Raw genomic sequence first — 17,706 nt, forward strand, 5'->3', positions numbered from 1 at the left:
TCTGGCATCCCCTCTTTGCGAGTTGCCTCCGGCACGTATCGTGAGTGCTTGCGGACCGTACGCATCCAGCTATACGGCCGGATACGGCTGTAACGGCACGCAACGCGAACGGAATTGACCGACCGGGCGGCCGGGGGAGGCAACGTGGACGACTACGCGGGTCGAGTACTCGTCGACCGCTACCGCCTGCCGTTGCCGCCCTCCGACGAGTACGAACTCACCGAGACGCGCGCCTTCGACACCTACAGCGGGCAGGAAGTCCTGGTCCGCCAGGTGCCGTTGCCGGAGGTCGTCGAGGCCGAGGTGCTCGACGCGGAGGGGTTGCCCGAGGGCTTCACGGCGCGCGAACGCGGGGCACGGGGACCGAGGTCCCGGGGCGTGGGTGGGGATGAGGGAACGCGACGGCCCGCCGACCCCGTCGTCCGGCGTGCCATGGAGGCGGCGCAGGCCACGGCGAGCATTCCCGACCATCCGCGGCTCGACCAGGTCTTCGACGTGTTCGCCGAGGGCGGCTCGCTGTGGATAGTGAGTGAACTGGTGGCCGCACGGCCGCTGTCGGCGCTGCTCGCCGAGAAGCCGCTGACGCCGTACCGGGCGGCCGAGGTCGCCTCCGACGTGCTCATGGCGCTGCGGGTGCTGCACGCTCACGGCTGGGTGCACCGGAACATCACCGCGCGCACGGTCCTCGTCTGTGACGACGGGCGGGTCATGCTGACCGGGCTGGCGGTCGGCGCGGCGGAAGAGGCGCTGTGCGGCTACGACCCGGTGCCGGCACCGGACGCGGCGGAGCGTGAGCGGGGCGCGGCGGGCCGCGGGAACGCGGGCGCGGGCCCCGGCGGGAGCGTCGTCGGGCCCCGGGCTTCCGCGACTCCGACCCGACAGGGACAGGACGGACCGGGCGTTCTCGGCGGCCCCGGTGGCTCGGGCGGCTTCGGTGGTTCCGTCGGTGCCGTCGGGGTCGGCCCCGGTGGGGGTGGGCTCGGTACCGGTGCGGTCGATCCCGAGGCCGCTCGGCGGGCCGCCATAGAGGCGCGGGCGTCCGGCGCCTTGCCGGTGCCGGCGAGCGAGCCGTCCGGTGGCGGCGGGGCGTCCGGGGCGGTGGCCCGCAGGGCGCCCGTGGAGACCGGCGGAGACATCCGGGCCGCGCGTGCCGGGGCGATCGCCGCGTACCGCGCGGGAGCGCGGGCGGCGGCCCGGGTGCAGGAGGCCCAGGAGGCGCAGCAGAACGGACGTGCGGCCCTGCCCGGCGCCCGTACCCCGGCCGACGACGGCCACGGGAGCCCGGGAGGCAATCCCCCCGGGCAGATCGCCGACCCCTACGGCGTCACGGGCGCGCCCGTGCCCGGCCCCGCCGGGTACGGTCAGGGACAGCCCGCTCACCGCCACACCGCCGGCCCGGGCCCCGGTCCTGGCGGCGCACCGTATGCCACCCCTCCGGCGTCGCACCCTTCGCTCCCGCCCGTCCCCGGTGCTCAGGTGCCCGCACAGGGCCAGGGCCAGGTGCCGTCGGGTGAGGTGCGGGGCGGGACCCGGTGGGACGAGCCGGTGGCCGGGACGCCCGGGAGCGTGCCCCGGCGCGGGCCCGCCACCGCGTTGGCCGCCGAGCGGGCGCGTCAGGCGCGGATGGCCGTGGTCGGGCCGGTCACCGAGCGGTGGGCGCCCGAGCAGGCCGGACCGGTGCACGAGAACTGGCAGCTGGCCGCGCCGATCGGTCCCGCGACCGACCTGTGGGCCCTGGGCGCGCTGCTCTTCCGGGCCGTACAGGGGCATGCGCCCTACCCGGAGGAGTCGACGGCCGAACTGGTGCAGATGGTGTGCGCCGAGCCGCCGGCCTTCGCCGAGGAGTGCGGACCGCTCAGGCCGGTCGTGGAGTCGCTGCTGCGCCAGGACCCGACCGAACGCCTCGGCTTCGAGGAACTGCGGGGCTGGCTGCGTTCGCTGGTGCGGTCCGCGCCGGAGCCGGAGGCGGGCACGTACGTCGTCGCCGCGCCGCCGACCGATCCGCGTCGGCTGCCGATCGTCCGCCGCCGGGGCGAACTGGTGCGCAGACGCCGTGCCCGGCTGCCCGCCACCCACGCGCGGCACAAACGCGGCCGGCCGGAGACGAGCGGTTCGCCCCGCAGCCTGGGCCGAACCCTGCTGGTGCTGATCCTGCTCCTGCTGGCCGGGGCGATCGCGTACGCCCTGATGTTCATGCCCAAGGCGGACGAGGAGGGCGCGGCCGGTACGGACGGCTCCCAGCGGACCGGGGCCACCGGAGCACCGGGCGGCCAGGCTCCCGAGGCGAGCAGCGAGCCCCGGCCCGACCAGACCTCGCCGGGCACCGGCGCCTCCCCGTCCTCCGCGTCCTCGGGCGCGGAGGCCACCCAGACGCAGACCGGCGGGTCCGGGGCGGAGGCCGCCGACGGGTTCACCGTCCGCGCGGACGACGCCGGCTTCCGGGTCGCCGTGGCCAACGGCTGGGACCGCACCCCGAAGAACGGGCGCGGCCAGGTCGTGTACACGCACGGCGACTTCGAGCTGATCGTCGTACCCGGCCGCGACAGCGCGGCGTCGAACGGCAGCGACCCGATGGTCTACCAGCGGGAGAAGGAGAGCGAACTCCAGCCGTACCGTGACTCCAGCTGGGCGACGGCCTCCGGGCTGCGCACGACGACGGTGGGCGCTCGGACCATGGCCGAGGGGCAGTTCACCTGGACCGGCGGCGACGGGCGGGCGCTGTACGTGCGCAATGTCGCGATCCTCATCTCGGGGCGGTACCACATCGTGCAGGTCAGGGGTCCGGAGGCCGAGCGGGACGAGGTCACCCGGCTGTTCGAGCAGGCGTCGGCCACCTACCAGTACACCGGCTGAGCGCCCTACCGGGTCCACCCGGTCCCACCCGGTGCCGTTCGGCTCCCCGCCGGCCGGGGACGCGACAACCGTCACAGTGCTGTCACCTTGGCACCCTGCTGGTTCCCCGGAAGCTGCCCGGTCCTTAGGCTTGCGCTGTCAAGAGCATTGCGGGGCAACGTGAATCAGATGCAGGGCCTGCTCCTGGCGGGTCGCTACCGGCTCGCCGACGCCATCGGGAGCGGCGGTATGGGCCGGGTGTGGCGTGCGCACGACGAGCTGCTCCACCGGGCGGTGGCCATCAAGGAGTTGACGGCGGCGCTCTATGTCGCGGAGGGCGACCAGGCCGTCCTGCTGGCGCGGACCAGGGCGGAGGCCCGCGCGGCCGCGCGGATCAACCACTCCGCCGTGGTCACCGTGCACGACGTGCTCGAGCACGACGGCCGGCCCTGGATCGTGATGGAACTGGTCGAGGGCCGTTCGCTGGCCGACGCCGTCAAGGAGGACGGGCGGGTCGAGCCCACCGAGGCGGCCCGGATCGGTCTGTGGGTGCTGCGCGCCCTGCGCGCCGCGCACTCCGCCGGCGTCCTGCACCGTGACGTCAAGCCCGGCAACGTGCTGCTCTCGCACGACGGCCGTGTCCTCCTCACCGACTTCGGCATCGCCCAGATCGAGGGCGACAGCACCATCACCCGGACCGGGGAGGTGGTCGGCTCGGTCGACTACCTGGCCCCCGAGCGGGTGCGCGGTCAGGACCCCGGCCCGTCCTCCGACCTGTGGGCGCTGGGCGCGACGCTGTACACGGCGGTCGAGGGGCGGTCGCCGTTCCGGCGCACCTCGCCGCTGACCACTCTTCAGGCCGTCGTCGAGGAGGAGGCCGCCGACCCCCGGTACGCCGGCCCGCTCGGCCCCGTCATCACCGCCCTGCTGCGCAAGGACCCGGCCACCCGTCCCGACACCGCCGAGACCGAGCAACTCCTCGCGGAGGCGGCCGAGGGCCGGCGCCCCAGCGGGGCACAGGCCTACGTGCCGACGCAGTACGGGGGGCCCGACCGCGCTGCCGGGGGTCATCACTCCGGGGCGCACCAGTCCCACCCGACGGCCGGCACCGCGTACGTTCCGGTGGCGCCGGAGGCGGCGACGCCCGTTCCCGGTCACCCCGTGACCGCCGCGACCGCCGTGGGGCCGACCGACATCGGCCCGGGCCCGGACACCCGGCCGTCCCAGCCGCCTCGTCGCCGTCGTCGGGTGCTGGCGCTCGTGGTCGTCCTCGCCGCGCTGGTCGGCGGGGGTACGGCCGTGGCGTGGCAGAAGTGGGACGAGGGGCGGCAGGACACCGACGGGTCCGCGACGGCGTCCACCTCGCCGAGACCGAGCAACCCCACCGGGACGAGCACCCCCGGCGAACAGGGAGCCGACTCCTGGCAGGAGATCAACGACCCGCTGGGCTTCGGGCTCTCGCTCCCCAAGGGCTGGGAGCGGGAGGTGTACCAGGACGACGGCGACCTCAAGCAGATCGACTACACGCCCGACGGCGGCGAGCACTTCATCCGTATCGCCCTCGACAAGTCCCCCGACTTCAGCGACCCGTACGCGCATCAGGTCGACCTCGAACAGCAGCTCGAGCGGCTGGTCGCCTACAACCGGGTCACCCTGGAGAGGAACATCTACCGGGACCGGGACGGCGCCGAGTGGGAGTACACCTGGACCGCGCAGGCGAAGGACACGAAGTTCCCGGGGCCGCGCCGCGCGATCGAGGAGACGTACGTGTCCCGCGACGGCACCGAGTACGTGATCTACATGTCCTCGCCCGCCGAGGACTGGACCGAGGCGGCCAAGCAGTTCAAGTCCGTCCTGCAGAGCTGGCGGGAGCCGACTTCGTAGAGTTCCGTCCGTCCCGGTAGTTGGCCGGACGGCGCCCCGGAGGCGTGACGTCCGGTGGGGCATGATGAGCCCATGGGGACAGAGGGGGGCGGGGACACCGTACGGGTCATCGCGGGCCGTTACCGGCTGGACGCGAGACTCGGGCGCGGAGGCATGGGGGTCGTGTGGCGCGCCACCGACCAGCTGCTCGGACGGCGTGTCGCCGTCAAGGAGCTGACCCGGGACGACACGCTCTCCGACGAGGAGGCGCGTGGCCGCCGCGACCGGACCCTGCGCGAGGCCCGCGCGGTGGCCCAGCTGAGCCACCCGCACATCATCGTCGTGCACGACGTCGTCGAGGACGGCGAACGCCCGTACATCGTGATGGAGTTGATCGACGGCGGCTCGCTCGCCGACCGGATCGCCGCGCGGGGACCGATCGAGCCGGCCGAGGCGGCCCGGATCGGCATCGCCCTGCTCGGGGCCCTGCGCGCCGCGCACGCGGCCGGGGTCCTGCACCGGGACATCAAGCCCGCCAACGTCCTGCTCGAACGCGACAGCGACCGCGTCGTCCTCACCGACTTCGGCATCGCGCAGGTCGCGGGCGCCACCACGCTCACCGAGACCGGGTCGTTCGTCGGCTCGCCCGAGTACACCGCGCCGGAACGGATGTCCGGGGCGCGGACCGGCGCGGAAGCCGACCTGTGGTCGCTGGGCGCGCTGCTGTGCACGGCGCTGAGCGGCGAATCCCCTTTCCGCCGCGACTCGTTGGGCGGCATCCTGCACGCCGTCGTCTTCGCCGAGATCCGGACACCCGCGCAGGCCGAGCCGCTGCTGCCCGTCGTCCGGGGGCTGCTGGAACGCGATCCGGACCGCCGACTGGGCGCCGAGGAGGCGGAGCGGCTGCTGCGCGCCTATCTGGACACCGGGCGTACGCCGACGCCGGTGTCGTCGAGGTACACGCCGACCCAGGCGGACCTGCCCCGGCCGCGCTGGGAGGCACCGGCCAGGGAGCGCTCCACGCGGGGTGTGCTCGTGGCCGCGCTGCTGGTCGCCGCGATGGCGGGGGCGGGGGTGTCGGCGGCGGCGCTGCTGCTGAACGGCGACGGCGACGGCGGGCGCACACCCACGAGTTCGGCGCCGGGGTCCTCGGCGAGCGGCTCGACGAGCCCCACGCCCACCGGGGCCTCCTCGGCCACCCGTTCCCCGTCCGGTGCCACCCCGTCCTCCCGGCCCTCCCGGCCGGGCGCGTCCTCCACGGCCGGCTCCGCCTCCCCCGCCTCGGACGACCGTCCCGGTACGCCCACCGCACCCTCCGGCTACCGCGTGGCGGTGGACCCCGCCGGGTTCTCGCTCGCCGTGCCGGAGGACTTCACCCGCGTACCGCAGGGCGAGCGGGTCTTCTACATGTCCCCCGGGCAGGTCTTCCGGCTCGGCATCAAGGTCGCCGCCGCACCACCCGGCGGCCCGCTCGCCGTGATGGAGTCGGCCGCCGCCAAGGGCCCGGACACCAACCCGGGCTACCACGACGGCCGGGTCATCGAGACCAGCCACGGCGGGGGCCCCGCCGCCCTCTGGGAGTTCACCTGGAACGGCTTCAGCGCGGCGGAGGGTCCCCGGCACACGTACGACCTGTGCTGGGAGGAGGGCGGGCTGCTGTACGACGTGTGGGTGTCGGCACCGGTCGGGAAGGTGCGGGAGGCGCGGGAGTACTTCGACGTCGCGGTCGACACGTTCGCCGTATCGACCTAAACGGGAGATAAGGAACGTTGCGCGTCACGGGTCTGTGACCGGTGGACGCCGCCGGTGGATACCGGCCTGCCTGGCGCGATATGGATGGACCCATGAGTTTCGACGGGGGCGCCGGCCACGAGGCCGACGAGACGACGAGTTTTGTTCTGCAACCGCCCAGGCCGGCACCGCAGCAGCAGGCCGCGGTGCCCGTCCAGGTCGCCCCGCCGCAGGAGCCGGGCGTCGGGCGGCTCATCGCGGGACGCTACCGGCTGCTCGCCAAGCTCGGGCACGGCGGCATGGGCACGGTGTGGCGTGCCAAGGACGAGACGGTGGACCGCGAGGTCGCCGTCAAGGAACCCCGCGTACCGGACCACCTTCCCGAACGTGAACAGGCCAACGTGTTCGAGCGGATGCGCCGCGAGGCGCGGGCCGCGGCCCGGCTGGACCATCCGGCCGTGGTGAACGTGCACGACGTGGCGGTCGTCGACGGCCGGCCGTGGATCGTGATGGAGCTGGTCCACGGACGCTCGCTCGGCGACGCCCTCCAGGAGGGCACGCTCGGCGCGCGGGAGGCGGCCAGGGTCGGCTTGGAGGTGCTCGGCGCGCTGGAGGCCGCGCACGCGGCGGGCATCCTGCACCGGGACGTGAAGCCGGACAACATCCTCCTCGGCCGCCACGACCGGATCGTCCTCACGGACTTCGGCATCGCCCAGATCGAGGGCGAGACCAATCTGACCGACACCGGCGGCTTCGTCGGCTCGCCCGAGTACATCGCCCCCGAGCGGGTGCTGGGCCAGCGCCCCGGCCCGGCCTGCGACCTGTGGTCCCTGGGCGTGGTGCTGTACGCGGCGACGGAGGGCGTCTCGCCGTTCCGCCGCAGCAACACCCCGGCGACACTCCAGTCCGTCCTCAACGCGGTGCCCGCGCCGCCCGCCGCCGCCCAGGGCCCGCTCGCCGAGGCCGTCAACGGTCTGCTGGAGAAGGACCCGGCGCGCCGTCCGGCCGCCGCACGGGTGCGGGCCCTGCTGGAGGCCGCCGCGAACCCGCCGGCGCCCCAGCCCACCCAGGTCGTACGGCAGGTGGAAGTCCCACGCGCCCGGCGCCGGTTCGGCCGCGCGGTGTGGACCGGGCTCGGCGCGGCGCTCGTCGCGGCGGCGGTGGCGGCGTACCTGGTGCTCGCCGACCCGTTCGCGGGGCCGCTGCCGGACGGCTGGGAGAAGCACCAGGTGAAGGACGTCACCGCGAAGGTGGCGGTCCCCGACACCTACAAGGTGGGCGTCCCCGACCGGGAGTCGGACGACAGCCACTGGGTCAGCTACACCGACCCGAGCGGCGCCATCTCGGTGGTGCTGTCGGTGGACCGCAAGGCGGAGGACACCGGCAAGGAGATCAAGGCGTCCGCCGCCGCCGAGATGTACGCCGACGACGGCGTGTTCAAGGAGAACGGCAGCTACAGCCTCGACATGCCGAAGGCGCCGAAGACCCGGCCCGACGACAATGCCACGTTCCACGGCCGGAAGGCCGCCGGGAACACCGTCACCTACACCACCGACGACACCCAGGACCCCCGCCCGCGCGAGCTGCGGATCCTCTACTACAAGTCCGCCGCCGGCGACATGTACCGGCTCACCATCGGCTACCCGGGCGCGGGCGACTTCACGGCGCGGGGCCGCGAGGTGGCCCGCACGGCGATCGCCAACCTGGACCTCGACAAGCTCTAGGTCAGGTCAGGTCGGGTCAGGTCCTGGCCGGTGGCGGCCCGGTACCTCCCCGGGGTCGTCCCGAACTCCCGGCTGAAGGCGTGGGAGAGGGCGTACGGGCTGCCGTACCCCGTCTCCCGGGCCACCGCCGCCAGCGGCGCGTCCGTGTCGCGCAGCCGGGCCGCGGCCAGCGTCAGCCGCCACCACGTGAGGTACGCCATCGGCGGGCGGCCGACCAGCGCGGTGAAGCGGCGCGCCAGGGTCGCCCGGGAGACCCCTGCCCGGGCCGCGAGACTGTCGTTGCTCCAGGGCGCGGCCGGGTCCGCGTGCAGCGCGCGCAGCGCGGCCGTGGCCACCGGGTCGCCGAGGACGGCCGGCCAGGTGCCCGTCGCGGCCCGTGCCAGCCACGCCCGGACCATGTAGACGAGCAGCAGGTCGAGCAGGCTGGGCAGGGCCAGGGAGGAACCCGGCCCGCGGCCGTCGAGCTCATGGGCCAGCAGGTCGACCGCGCCACGGAGTTCGGACGGCCGGTCGGCCCGGTTCGCCAGGTGCACCACCTGGGGCAGCTCCGCAAGGAGCGGGTGCGTACGGCTGCGGTCCAGCCGGTACTTGCCGCACAGCAGCTCCACGTCACCCGCCGTGTGACGCGGTCGGACCTCTTCGAACGGCACCGCACGGGCCGCCGTCGCCGCGTCCACCGGCCCGTCGGCCAGCACATGCCCCGCACCGTGCGGCAGCAGCACGACGTCTCCCGGGCCGAGAGGGATCCCCGTACCGCCCTCCGGCAGCAGCCAGCAGCTCCCCGCCAGGACGACATGGAAACCGGCCCCGTCGTAGGCGGCGATCCGGGTGCACCAACTCCCGCTCACCCCCAACCGGTCGGAGTGGGGCCGTCCGGTGCGCACCGAGGCGATCGCGTCGCTCACCACGTCCATGGGGGAAGCGTAGGTGAGGCGGACGCGTATCCGGTTGAGCGGTTCGGGCATCGAAACGCTCACGGGTGCCTCCCTAGGCTCGCCGACATGACTGACGAACACGTGCAGAGCTTCACGGTCGGGGACGTCGAGATCCTCCGGGTGGTCGAGTGGCAGTCCCTCTTCGTGCCCGCTCCCGACCTCGTCCCCGGTTGCGGTCCCGAGGTGTGGAAGGAGCACCGGGAGCTGCTCGCCCCGGACCACTGGGACCCCGACAGCGACCGGGTGATGTCGGCGCTGCAGACCTGGGTCGTGCGCAGTGCCGGCCGGACGGTCCTCGTCGACACCGGTGTCGGCAACGGGCGGGAGCGGCCCGGCTTCCCGCACTTCCACCGGCGGCAGGGAGACCTGCCGGGGCGGCTGGAGCGGGCCGGGGTGCGCCCCCAGGACGTCGACCTCGTGGTCAACACGCATATCCACGCGGACCACGTCGGCTGGAACACCCTGGACGTCGAGGGGGAGTGGGTGCCGACCTTCCCTCGCGCCTCGTACCTCCTCCCGGCCGCCGACGACGCCCACTTCGGTCCTGCGGGCGGTTACGGCGGCGGCGTACGGGAGGACGACCGCCTGGTCTACGAGGACAGCGTCGCTCCCGTGCACCGGGCCGGGCAGGCGGTGCTCTGGGAAGGGGAGCACCGCATCGACGAGCACCTCACCCTGGAGTCGGCCCCCGGCCACACCCCGGGCTCGGCCGTCCTGCGGGTCGCCTCGCGCGGCGAACGGGCCGTGTTCGTCGGGGACCTGCTGCACAACCCGGTGCAGGTGCTGCGGCCCGAGTGCAGCAGCTGCTTCTGCCTCGACCCCGCGCTCGCGGCGGCTCAGCGGACCCGGATCCTCGAACGTGCTGCAGAGAAAAGGGAGTTGGTGATTCCCGCACACTTCGCGGGGCAGGGTGCGGTGGAGGTGCGACGGCTGGGAACGGGACGGTTCGCCGTGGGCAGGTGAGGGCGCCGGAGATCGTGGTAGTCATGGAGGCATGAGCAACGACGGGGATCCCGGCGGCGCCGAAAGCCGGACGGTGGGCGGGCGCTACCGGCTGCTGGAACGTATCGGCTCCGGCGGTATGGGCACCGTCTGGCGGGCCCGCGACGAACTCATGGAACGCGAGGTCGCCGTCAAGCAGCCCCGGCTGCCCGGTGATCCCGAGGACGACTTCCACCGCCGGGCCGCCCACCGCCTCCACCGCGAGGCCAGGGCCGCCGCCCGGGTCGACCACCCCTCCGCCGTCGCCATCCACGACGTCGTGGTCGAGGAGGGTGCGGGTGCCGACCCGGAGGGCGGACTCCCCTGGATCGTCATGGAGTTGGTCCGCGGCGAGTCCCTGCACGAGGTGCTGAAGCGCGGCCCCCTCGACCCGGCCGAGGCCGCCCGGATCGGCCTCGCCGTCCTCGGCGCCCTGCGTGCCGCGCACGCCGTCGGCATCGTCCACCGGGACGTGAAGCCCGCCAACGTCCTGCTCGGCCCTCCCCCACTCTCGAGTTCGCTCGAGCGGGAGCACCCCCATGGCCGGGTCGTTCTCACCGACTTCGGCATCGCCCACATCCAGGGCGAGGAGTCCCTCACCGTCAGCGGCGAGTTCATCGGCTCGCTGGAGTTCGTCGCGCCCGAGCGGATGGCCGGGCGGGGCGGCGGCCCCGCCTCCGACCTCTGGTCCCTGGGCGTCCTGCTGTACGCGGCCGTGGAGGGCTGGTCCCCGTTCCGCCGTACGACCGTGGAGTCCACGCTCGCCGCGGTCATCGCCGCGGACCCACCGGAGCCGAAACAGGCCGGCCCGCTCGGCCCGCTCGTCGTACGGCTCCTGGTACGCGACCCGGTACAGCGACCCGACCCGGCGGAGGTCGCCGAGATCCTCGCGGCGGTCACGGAGGGCCGACCGGTCCCGGCCGGGGAGCGCGGGGAGCGCGGGGAGCGCGGGACAGGGGAGTCGGAGGAGGCGGAGCACGCGCAGGAAGCGGCGGAGGAGAAGGCGGAGGGGGAGAAGGCGGAGGGGGTCGAGCCTCAGGACATGGGGGCCTTGCGGGAGTTCGGTGAGGACGCGGGAACGGTGCGCGTGGGGGCGGCACGGTCCGACCCGGCGCGACCGAGTGCGCGGCCCGAGGCGAACGACCGCCCCGGACCGCAGTCCCACCCCGCCTCGGCCACCGAGCCCGGCCCGGCCAGTGCGGGCCGCTTCCGGTGGCCGCCGGCGCGTCGCTCGCTGACTCTGGCCGTGCTCGTCGGGCTGCTCGCGGGCGGGACCTGGTGGGGGAGCGCCCGGCTCGGCGGAGCCGACAGCGGGGCGGCGGGGCGGCCGGTGACCTACGCCGGTTCGGCGCCGACGGAACCGTCCGCCTCCGCCGCTGCCTCCACCTCTCCCTCCGTCTCCGCCTCCGTGCCTGCCTCCGCCGTCGCGGGGGCGCGGTGGGTCGCTCACCGCGAGGCCGGGCTGGCCGCCGTCCTCTCCCTCCCGAGCCGGTACCGGCAGTCCGCCCGGCAGACCGACGCGGATCGGCAGCCGCGCCTGGTGGTCTACTCGGCGGGCGCGGTCGACGTACGCCTCACCCTCTGGGACAAGGCGCCCGCCGCCCCGATGGCCAGGGCCGCCGAGGCGCACGAGACCTGGAGCGGCCACGCCCCGGACGCACGCACCCAGACCACCCGCACCAGCTTCCACGGCGACCGGGCCGCCCTCGCCGACACCACCTACGGCCTGGACGACACCCCCACCCGTGTCATGGAGCTGTTCGTCCTCACCGCCGACGCCCGCATGTACGAGCTGCGCGTGGACATGCCCAAGGGGACGCCGGAGGAGAAGCAGGGCACGGCGGTGTTCAAGGAGGCGCGCGACCGCCTGGAGATCGGCAAATGACCGGGCATGACGTCCTGATCAGCAGGTTTGTTGCCAGTGAACGCTGGCGCCATGTGTGCGGTCGGTGAAACCGTATTACCGGCGGGTACCCAAAGTCTTCCCCACGTCATACTCTGCGCCTCATGACGGACTCGCAGGCCCCGGAAAAGACCGGCACCGAGATCAGTGGGACGACCACGACCGGTACCAACCCCCTCGCCCCCACCCCCACCGGCGTCCGTACCGCCGCGGACGTGGTCACGCCGGAGCTGGTCGCCCAGCTCACCAAGGGGGTGACCGGCTCCGGCCGTACCGCCAACCACACGCCCTTCACCGGCGACAAGCTGGCCGACCTGCCCGAGTCCACGCCCGACGACGTACTGAAGGCCTTCGAGGCGGCCCGCAAGGCACAGGCGGTCTGGGAGCGGACGCCCGTGCGGGAACGCGCCGCCGTCCTGCTCCGCTTCCACGACCTGGTGCTGGAGCGCCAGGCCGAGGTGCTCGACCTCATCCAGCTGGAGACCGGCAAGGCCCGGCTGCACGCCCACGAGGAGGTGCAGGCGGTGGCCGTCGCCGCCCGGCACTACGGCCGCAAGGCCCCCGCCTACCTCCGCCCCAAGCGGCACGCGGGCGCCATGCCGACGCTGACGAAGGTGACCGAACTGCGTCACCCGCGTGGTGTCGTGGGCCAGATCGCCCCCTGGAACTACCCGCTGGAGCTGTCGGTCGGCGACGCTCTGCCGGCGTTCGTCGCGGGCAACGCGGTCGTGATGAAGCCGGACACGGAGACCTGCCTGACCGCTCTCTGGGCCCGTGACCTGCTCGTCGAGGCGGGTCTGCCCGCCGAGGTCTTCCAGGTCGTCCTCGGTGAGGGTCCCGTCGTCGGCCCGGAGGTCGTCCGGCACGCCGACTACGTCTCGTTCACCGGCTCCACCCGTACCGGCCGCGAGGTCGCCCAGGGCGCCGCCGCCCGTCTCGTCGGTGTCTCCCTCGAACTCGGCGGCAAGAACGCCATGCTGGTCCTCGAGGACGCCGACATCGAGAAGGCCGCGGCCGGCGCCGTCCGCGCCTGCTTCTCCTCCGCGGGTCAGCTCTGCATCTCCATCGAGCGGCTGTACGTCCACGAGTCGATCGCGGACGCGTTCGTCGAGCGTTTCGCCGCCCGCACCAAGGCCATGCGCCTGGGCACCTCCCTGGCCTACGGCGCCGACATGGGTTCCCTGGTGGGCGAGCGCCAGCTGGAGACGGTGACCCGGCACGTGGAGGAAGCCGTCGCCAAGGGCGCCAAGGTCGTCGCCGGCGGGGTGGCCCGCCCTGACATCGGCCCGTACTTCTTCGAGCCGACGATCCTCGACGGAGTGACGGAACCCATGTCCGTCTGCACCGAGGAGACCTTCGGCCCGGTCGTCTCGATCTACCGCTTCAAGACCGACGACGAGGCCGTCGAGCAGGCCAACTCCACGCCGTACGGGCTGAACTCGTCGGTCTGGACGAAGGACGGCCGTCGCGGCCGCGACGTCGCCTCCCGCCTGCGCACCGGCACGGTGAACGTCAACGAGGGCTACGCCCCGGCCTACGGCAGCGTCCAGTCCCCGATGGGCGGCATGAAGGACTCCGGCCTCGGCCGCCGCCACGGCTCCGAGGGAATCCTCAAGTACACCGAGGCCCAGACGGTGGCCCAGCAGCGCCTCCTCCCGATGGCCCCGGCACTGGGCATGAACGACGAGAAGTACGCGGAGTTCATGAGCCGGAGTCTGCGGCTGATGAAGGCGTTCCGCTTCCGCTAGGGCGCCCGCGCCGGCGCGCACCCCCTCACACCCGTTCTCAAAGAGGAGAGCACGTGTCCCAGGACACCTACGACTACGACGTCCTCGTCGTCGGATCCGGCTTCGGCGGCTCGGTGACCGCCCTGCGCCTGACGGAGAAGGGCTACCGAGTCGGTGTCCTGGAGGCGGGCCGCCGTTTCACCCGGGAGTCGCTGCCCAAGAACTCCTGGGATCTGAAGAACTACCTCTGGGCCCCCAGGCTCGGCATGTACGGCATCCAGCGCATCCATCTGCTGGGCAACGTCATGGTGCTGGCCGGCGCGGGCGTGGGGGGCGGCTCGCTCAACTACGCCAACACCCTCTACGTACCGCCGAAGCCCTTCTTCGACGACCCCCAGTGGCGTGACATCACCGACTGGCAGGAGGAGCTGAAGCCGTACTACGACCAGGCGCGGCGCATGCTGGGCGTACGGCTCAACCCGACGACGACCCCCTCCGACGTGCATCTGAAGGCGGCCGCGGAGCGGATGGGCGTCGGAGACACCTTCCACATGGCGCCCGTCGGCGTGTTCTTCGGCGACGGCGAGGACGCCGACGGGACGGCGAAGGCCGAGCCGGGGGAGCAGGTCGCCGACCCCTACTTCGGGGGCGTCGGCCCGGCCCGCAAGGCCTGCACCGAGTGCGGCGAGTGCATGACCGGCTGCCGGCACGGCGCGAAGAACACCCTGAACGAGAACTACCTCCACCTCGCCGAGAAGGCGGGCGCGGTCGTGCACCCCCTGACGACGGTCGTCTCGGTCACGGACGACTCGCAGGGCGGCTACGCGGTCGCCACACTCCCCACCGACGACCGCCGCAAGGCGAAGGGCAGGGTCTTCAAGGCCCGCCGCGTGGTGATCGCCGCGGGCACCTACGGCACCCAGACCCTGCTGCACCGCATGAAGACAGGCGGTCAACTCCCCCACCTCTCGGAGCGGTTGGGTGAGCTGACCCGTACCAACTCGGAGGCGCTGGTCGGTGCGCAGACCGACGACCGCCGCTACCGCAAGGCGACGGGCGCGGCGAAGGTGGACTTCACCCGCGGAGTCGCCATCACCTCCTCCGTCCACCCGGACGACAGCACCCACATCGAGCCGGTCCGCTACGGCAAGGGCTCCAACTCGATGGGCGGCCTGTCGATCCTGCAAGTGCCGTACGCGGAGGGTTCGTCGAGGGTGGCCGGCTGGCTCGCCAACGCGGCCCGCCACCCGCTCCTCGTCCTGCGCTCGCTCTCCAACCGCCGCTGGTCGGAGCGGACCATCATCGGCCTGGTGATGCAGTCCCTGGACAACTCGCTGACGACGTATCTGAAGCCGACGGGTGTGGGCCGCGGTCTGCTGACGGCACGCCAGGGACACGGCGCCCCCAACCCCAAGCAGATCAGGGCCGCTTCCGAGGCCGCCTCCGCGATAGCCGCCGACATCAACGGCTTCGCCGGCTCCAACGTGGGCGAGCTGATGGGCACCCCGCTCACCGCGCACTTCCTCGGCGGCTGCCCGATCGGCGACTCGCGCGAGACGGGTGTCATCGACCCGTACCACCGCCTCTACGGCCACCCCGGCATCTCGGTCGTCGACGGCGCCGCGGTCTCGGCGAACCTGGGCGTGAACCCGTCGCTCACCATCACCGCCCAGGCCGAGCGCGCGATGTCGTACTGGCCGAACAAGGGCGAGACGGACCCGCGTCCGACGCAGGGCGCGGCCTACGAGCGGCTGAAGCCGGTGGAGCCGGTCAGTCCGGTGGTCCCGGCGGAGGCGTTCGGCGCGCTGCGCCTGCCGTTCCTGGGCATGCCGGCCGTCCCGCCCAAACAGTAAAGGCGAAGGGACCTGCGCCCCCCTCCGAGCGCAGGTCCCTTCGCTGGTCTGTACGCGCGTTACGCGTGCGTGCCCGCCTTGCGGCGACGGACCGCGAACACCGCACCGGCGCCGGCCACCACGGCGACCCCGCCGACCAGTCCGATCATCGGCAGAGCGGAGTTCGAACCGGTCGAGGCGAGGCTGCCGCTGATCGGCTTGGCGCCGCCCTGGGGCTTGGCGCCGTCGGTGGGCTTGTCACCGTTCGGCTTGGCGTCGTCGACACCGTCCGCGTCGCCGCCGGCGGCGAGGATCTCGACGTCGTAGTAGTCACCGTTGCCGTAGCAGGTGGAGTTCTTGCCCGCGTAGACGGCCTCGCTCAGCGCGAACGAGGAGCCCGCCGGCGCGGACGCCTTGACCTTCACCCGCAGGTCGAGCGTGGCGGTCGAGCCCTGCTCCAGCGAGTCGAGCAGACCCACGAACGACCCGGTGACGTTGACCTTCTTGCCGTCCTCGTCCTCGTAGTAGTCCTGGAAACCGTCGGTCCACTTGCCGTCCTCCTTGACCTGGATGACGGCAAGGCCCTCGGACAGCCATTCGTCCGTGTCGTCGCCGTACTCCATGAAGGAGTCGATGTACACGTTCTTCAGGTCCTGGTCGGAGTCGTTCTCGACGACGAACTCGAAGTCGTGCCAGCCGGAACCGGCGACGATCTTGCTCGGCAGACCCTTGATCTGGGCGGTGAGCTTCTCGTCGAGTTCGAAGGACTTGCAGTCCGTGTACGGGTCGAACCCGTCCTCGCTCTCGCTCGCCGACGGGCTCGCGGAGGCCTTGCCCGAGCCGGACGCGGACGGCGACGAGCTGCCGGACGGGGAGCTGGAGGCGCTCTGCGATCCGGACGCCGACGGGGACGAGGTGTCGGACTCCGAGGCGGAGGCGGACGGGCTCGAGTCGCTCGAACCGGACGGCGACGCGGAGGTGCCGTCGGACGCGCTCGCGGACGGCGAGCCGCTCTCCTCCGCGAAGGCGGCGGGCGCGGACAGCAGGGCGAGCGGCGCGATGACGGCCGTCGCGGCCACGGTGACGAGCGTACGGCGAAGCTTCATGAAGACCTCGGTGGATCCGGTGGGAGGCCTTCCGCATGGGGGTTGGGATGTGGCCTTTGGTTCGGTAGGTGTGACAGGCCACGGCTGTGAACAGTTGTACTGGGCTCACAGAATCTTTATGTGGCACGCGTCACGCCTGTCGGCGGAGGCGGGTTCGTCATGTGGCGCGCGTCACGCCTGTCGGCGGAGGCGGGTTCGTCCGGCGTGTGACGGCCGCCCTCGGACACCGGGGCATGACGAAGGGCCCCGCGGGACGGATCCGCGAGGCCCTTCTTTATCGTCAGCACCGGCGTCAGGGCAGCGCCGGTGCCTGGGAGCGGCGCCGGGGGGTCGCGCCGCTGGCCTGGACCTGTGGCAGTGCGGGCAACGCACGGAAGATGGTTGCCCGGAGGGGGATTTGGGGCTGGTCGGGGCTTTCTACGCATCGTGCTGGATGAGCGCGGCGCCCGCAACCGTTTGACCCAGCCCTTGTGCATTTTTGCATTTTTCGCCGGTCGGCTCGGCCCCGGGCGTCCCCGAGGCCGGCCGTTCTCTTGGGTGACCGGGCTGCTGTCCCCTGCCGTCCGGTCACCTTGCCCGGAGCGAGGTCCCACGGCGCACGGCACGATCCGTACGCCTCATCGCTCCGGCGAGCCACGCGTGGTTATTCCGGGCCCGCCCCTGGCTGGAACGGACACCGGTACCAACGAAGCCGTCCGGGATGCGGTCACGCGCCCGTACGGGTGAGAAGGGGTCTGACGGGGGCCGAGCTGACGCCCGACCTCAGACGCGTCCCCGGGACAGTTCGAGCAGCGTCATCGCCAGGGACGTGCCGGGCTTGCCGAGGGCGTCCCTGTAGTGGCCGAGGATCTCCATCTCGCGGGAGAGGTTCACGCGCCGGCCGCCGGAGGTGATCCGCGCTTCCTGGATGACGGCGGAGACGGCCATCCGTTCCTGGATCAGACCGATGATCCGGTCGTCGAGCGAGTCGATGCGCTCACGGGCGCCGGTGATCACGTCTGCCGCCTCGGGGGTGCGGGCGCCGGTCAGGTCGATGGTGGTCATGGGGGCTCCTGTGGTGGATACGGGTGCC

11 protein-coding genes are annotated in these 17,706 nt (G+C 73.0%); 8 read left to right on the forward strand and 3 right to left on the reverse strand.

The features are described 5' to 3' along the window. The first annotated feature begins 144 nt into the window (after positions 1 to 144). From OG736_RS26725 to OG736_RS26740, 4 genes are all read left to right on the forward strand, one after another. Entirely contained in the window at positions 145 to 2,853 is a 2,709-nt protein-coding gene (locus tag OG736_RS26725; RefSeq protein ID WP_327184653.1) for a serine/threonine kinase C-terminal domain-containing protein, read from the forward strand. 168 nt (positions 2,854 to 3,021) lie between these two features. Then, entirely contained in the window at positions 3,022 to 4,716 is a 1,695-nt protein-coding gene (locus OG736_RS26730; protein WP_327184654.1) for a serine/threonine-protein kinase, read from the forward strand. 72 nt (positions 4,717 to 4,788) lie between these two features. Beyond that, positions 4,789 to 6,447: a serine/threonine-protein kinase gene (locus OG736_RS26735; protein ID WP_327184655.1), complete on the forward strand. Its 1,659-nt coding sequence runs from the start codon at positions 4,789 to 4,791 to the stop codon at positions 6,445 to 6,447. 92 nt (positions 6,448 to 6,539) lie between these two features. Next, positions 6,540 to 8,150 carry a serine/threonine-protein kinase gene (locus OG736_RS26740; RefSeq protein ID WP_327184656.1) on the forward strand — a complete coding sequence of 537 codons (1,611 nt, stop codon included), beginning with the start codon at positions 6,540 to 6,542 and terminating at the stop codon, positions 8,148 to 8,150. Here the strand turns inward: OG736_RS26740 and OG736_RS26745 are convergent. Continuing rightward, complete coding sequence (locus OG736_RS26745; protein ID WP_327187720.1) at positions 8,147 to 9,064, reverse strand: AraC family transcriptional regulator; 918 nt, start codon at positions 9,062 to 9,064, stop codon at positions 8,147 to 8,149. The two genes, OG736_RS26740 and OG736_RS26745, sit on opposite strands and share 4 nt — an antisense overlap. A gap of 87 nt (positions 9,065 to 9,151) precedes the next feature. Between OG736_RS26745 and OG736_RS26750 the strand changes: the two genes are divergently transcribed. The 4 genes from OG736_RS26750 to OG736_RS26765 all read left to right on the forward strand — a co-directional run bounded on the left by OG736_RS26750 (position 9,152) and on the right by OG736_RS26765 (position 15,549). After that, positions 9,152 to 10,048, forward strand: a complete 897-nt coding sequence (locus tag OG736_RS26750) for an MBL fold metallo-hydrolase (protein ID WP_327184657.1) — start codon at positions 9,152 to 9,154, stop codon at positions 10,046 to 10,048. A gap of 31 nt (positions 10,049 to 10,079) precedes the next feature. Then, complete coding sequence (locus OG736_RS26755) at positions 10,080 to 11,951, forward strand: serine/threonine-protein kinase (protein ID WP_327184659.1); 1,872 nt, start codon at positions 10,080 to 10,082, stop codon at positions 11,949 to 11,951. A gap of 122 nt (positions 11,952 to 12,073) precedes the next feature. Continuing rightward, positions 12,074 to 13,717: a succinic semialdehyde dehydrogenase gene (locus tag OG736_RS26760; protein WP_327184660.1), complete on the forward strand. Its 1,644-nt coding sequence runs from the start codon at positions 12,074 to 12,076 to the stop codon at positions 13,715 to 13,717. 53 nt (positions 13,718 to 13,770) lie between these two features. Then, a complete protein-coding gene (locus OG736_RS26765) occupies positions 13,771 to 15,549 on the forward strand; it encodes a GMC family oxidoreductase N-terminal domain-containing protein (RefSeq protein ID WP_327184661.1) in 1,779 nt (592 codons plus the stop codon). A gap of 59 nt (positions 15,550 to 15,608) precedes the next feature. On the opposite strand, the gene OG736_RS26770 is transcribed toward OG736_RS26765, so the two are convergent. After that, positions 15,609 to 16,634, reverse strand: a complete 1,026-nt coding sequence (locus OG736_RS26770; RefSeq protein ID WP_327184662.1) for an LPXTG cell wall anchor domain-containing protein — start codon at positions 16,632 to 16,634, stop codon at positions 15,609 to 15,611. A 762-nt stretch (positions 16,635 to 17,396) separates the two neighbouring features. After that, positions 17,397 to 17,678 carry a chorismate mutase gene (locus OG736_RS26775; protein ID WP_057602927.1) on the reverse strand — a complete coding sequence of 94 codons (282 nt, stop codon included), beginning with the start codon at positions 17,676 to 17,678 and terminating at the stop codon, positions 17,397 to 17,399. Positions 17,679 to 17,706: the final 28 nt, after the last annotated feature.

It is taken from the genome of Streptomyces sp. NBC_01334 (assembly GCF_035983595.1).
Classification (GTDB): domain Bacteria; phylum Actinomycetota; class Actinomycetes; order Streptomycetales; family Streptomycetaceae; genus Streptomyces; species Streptomyces coriariae.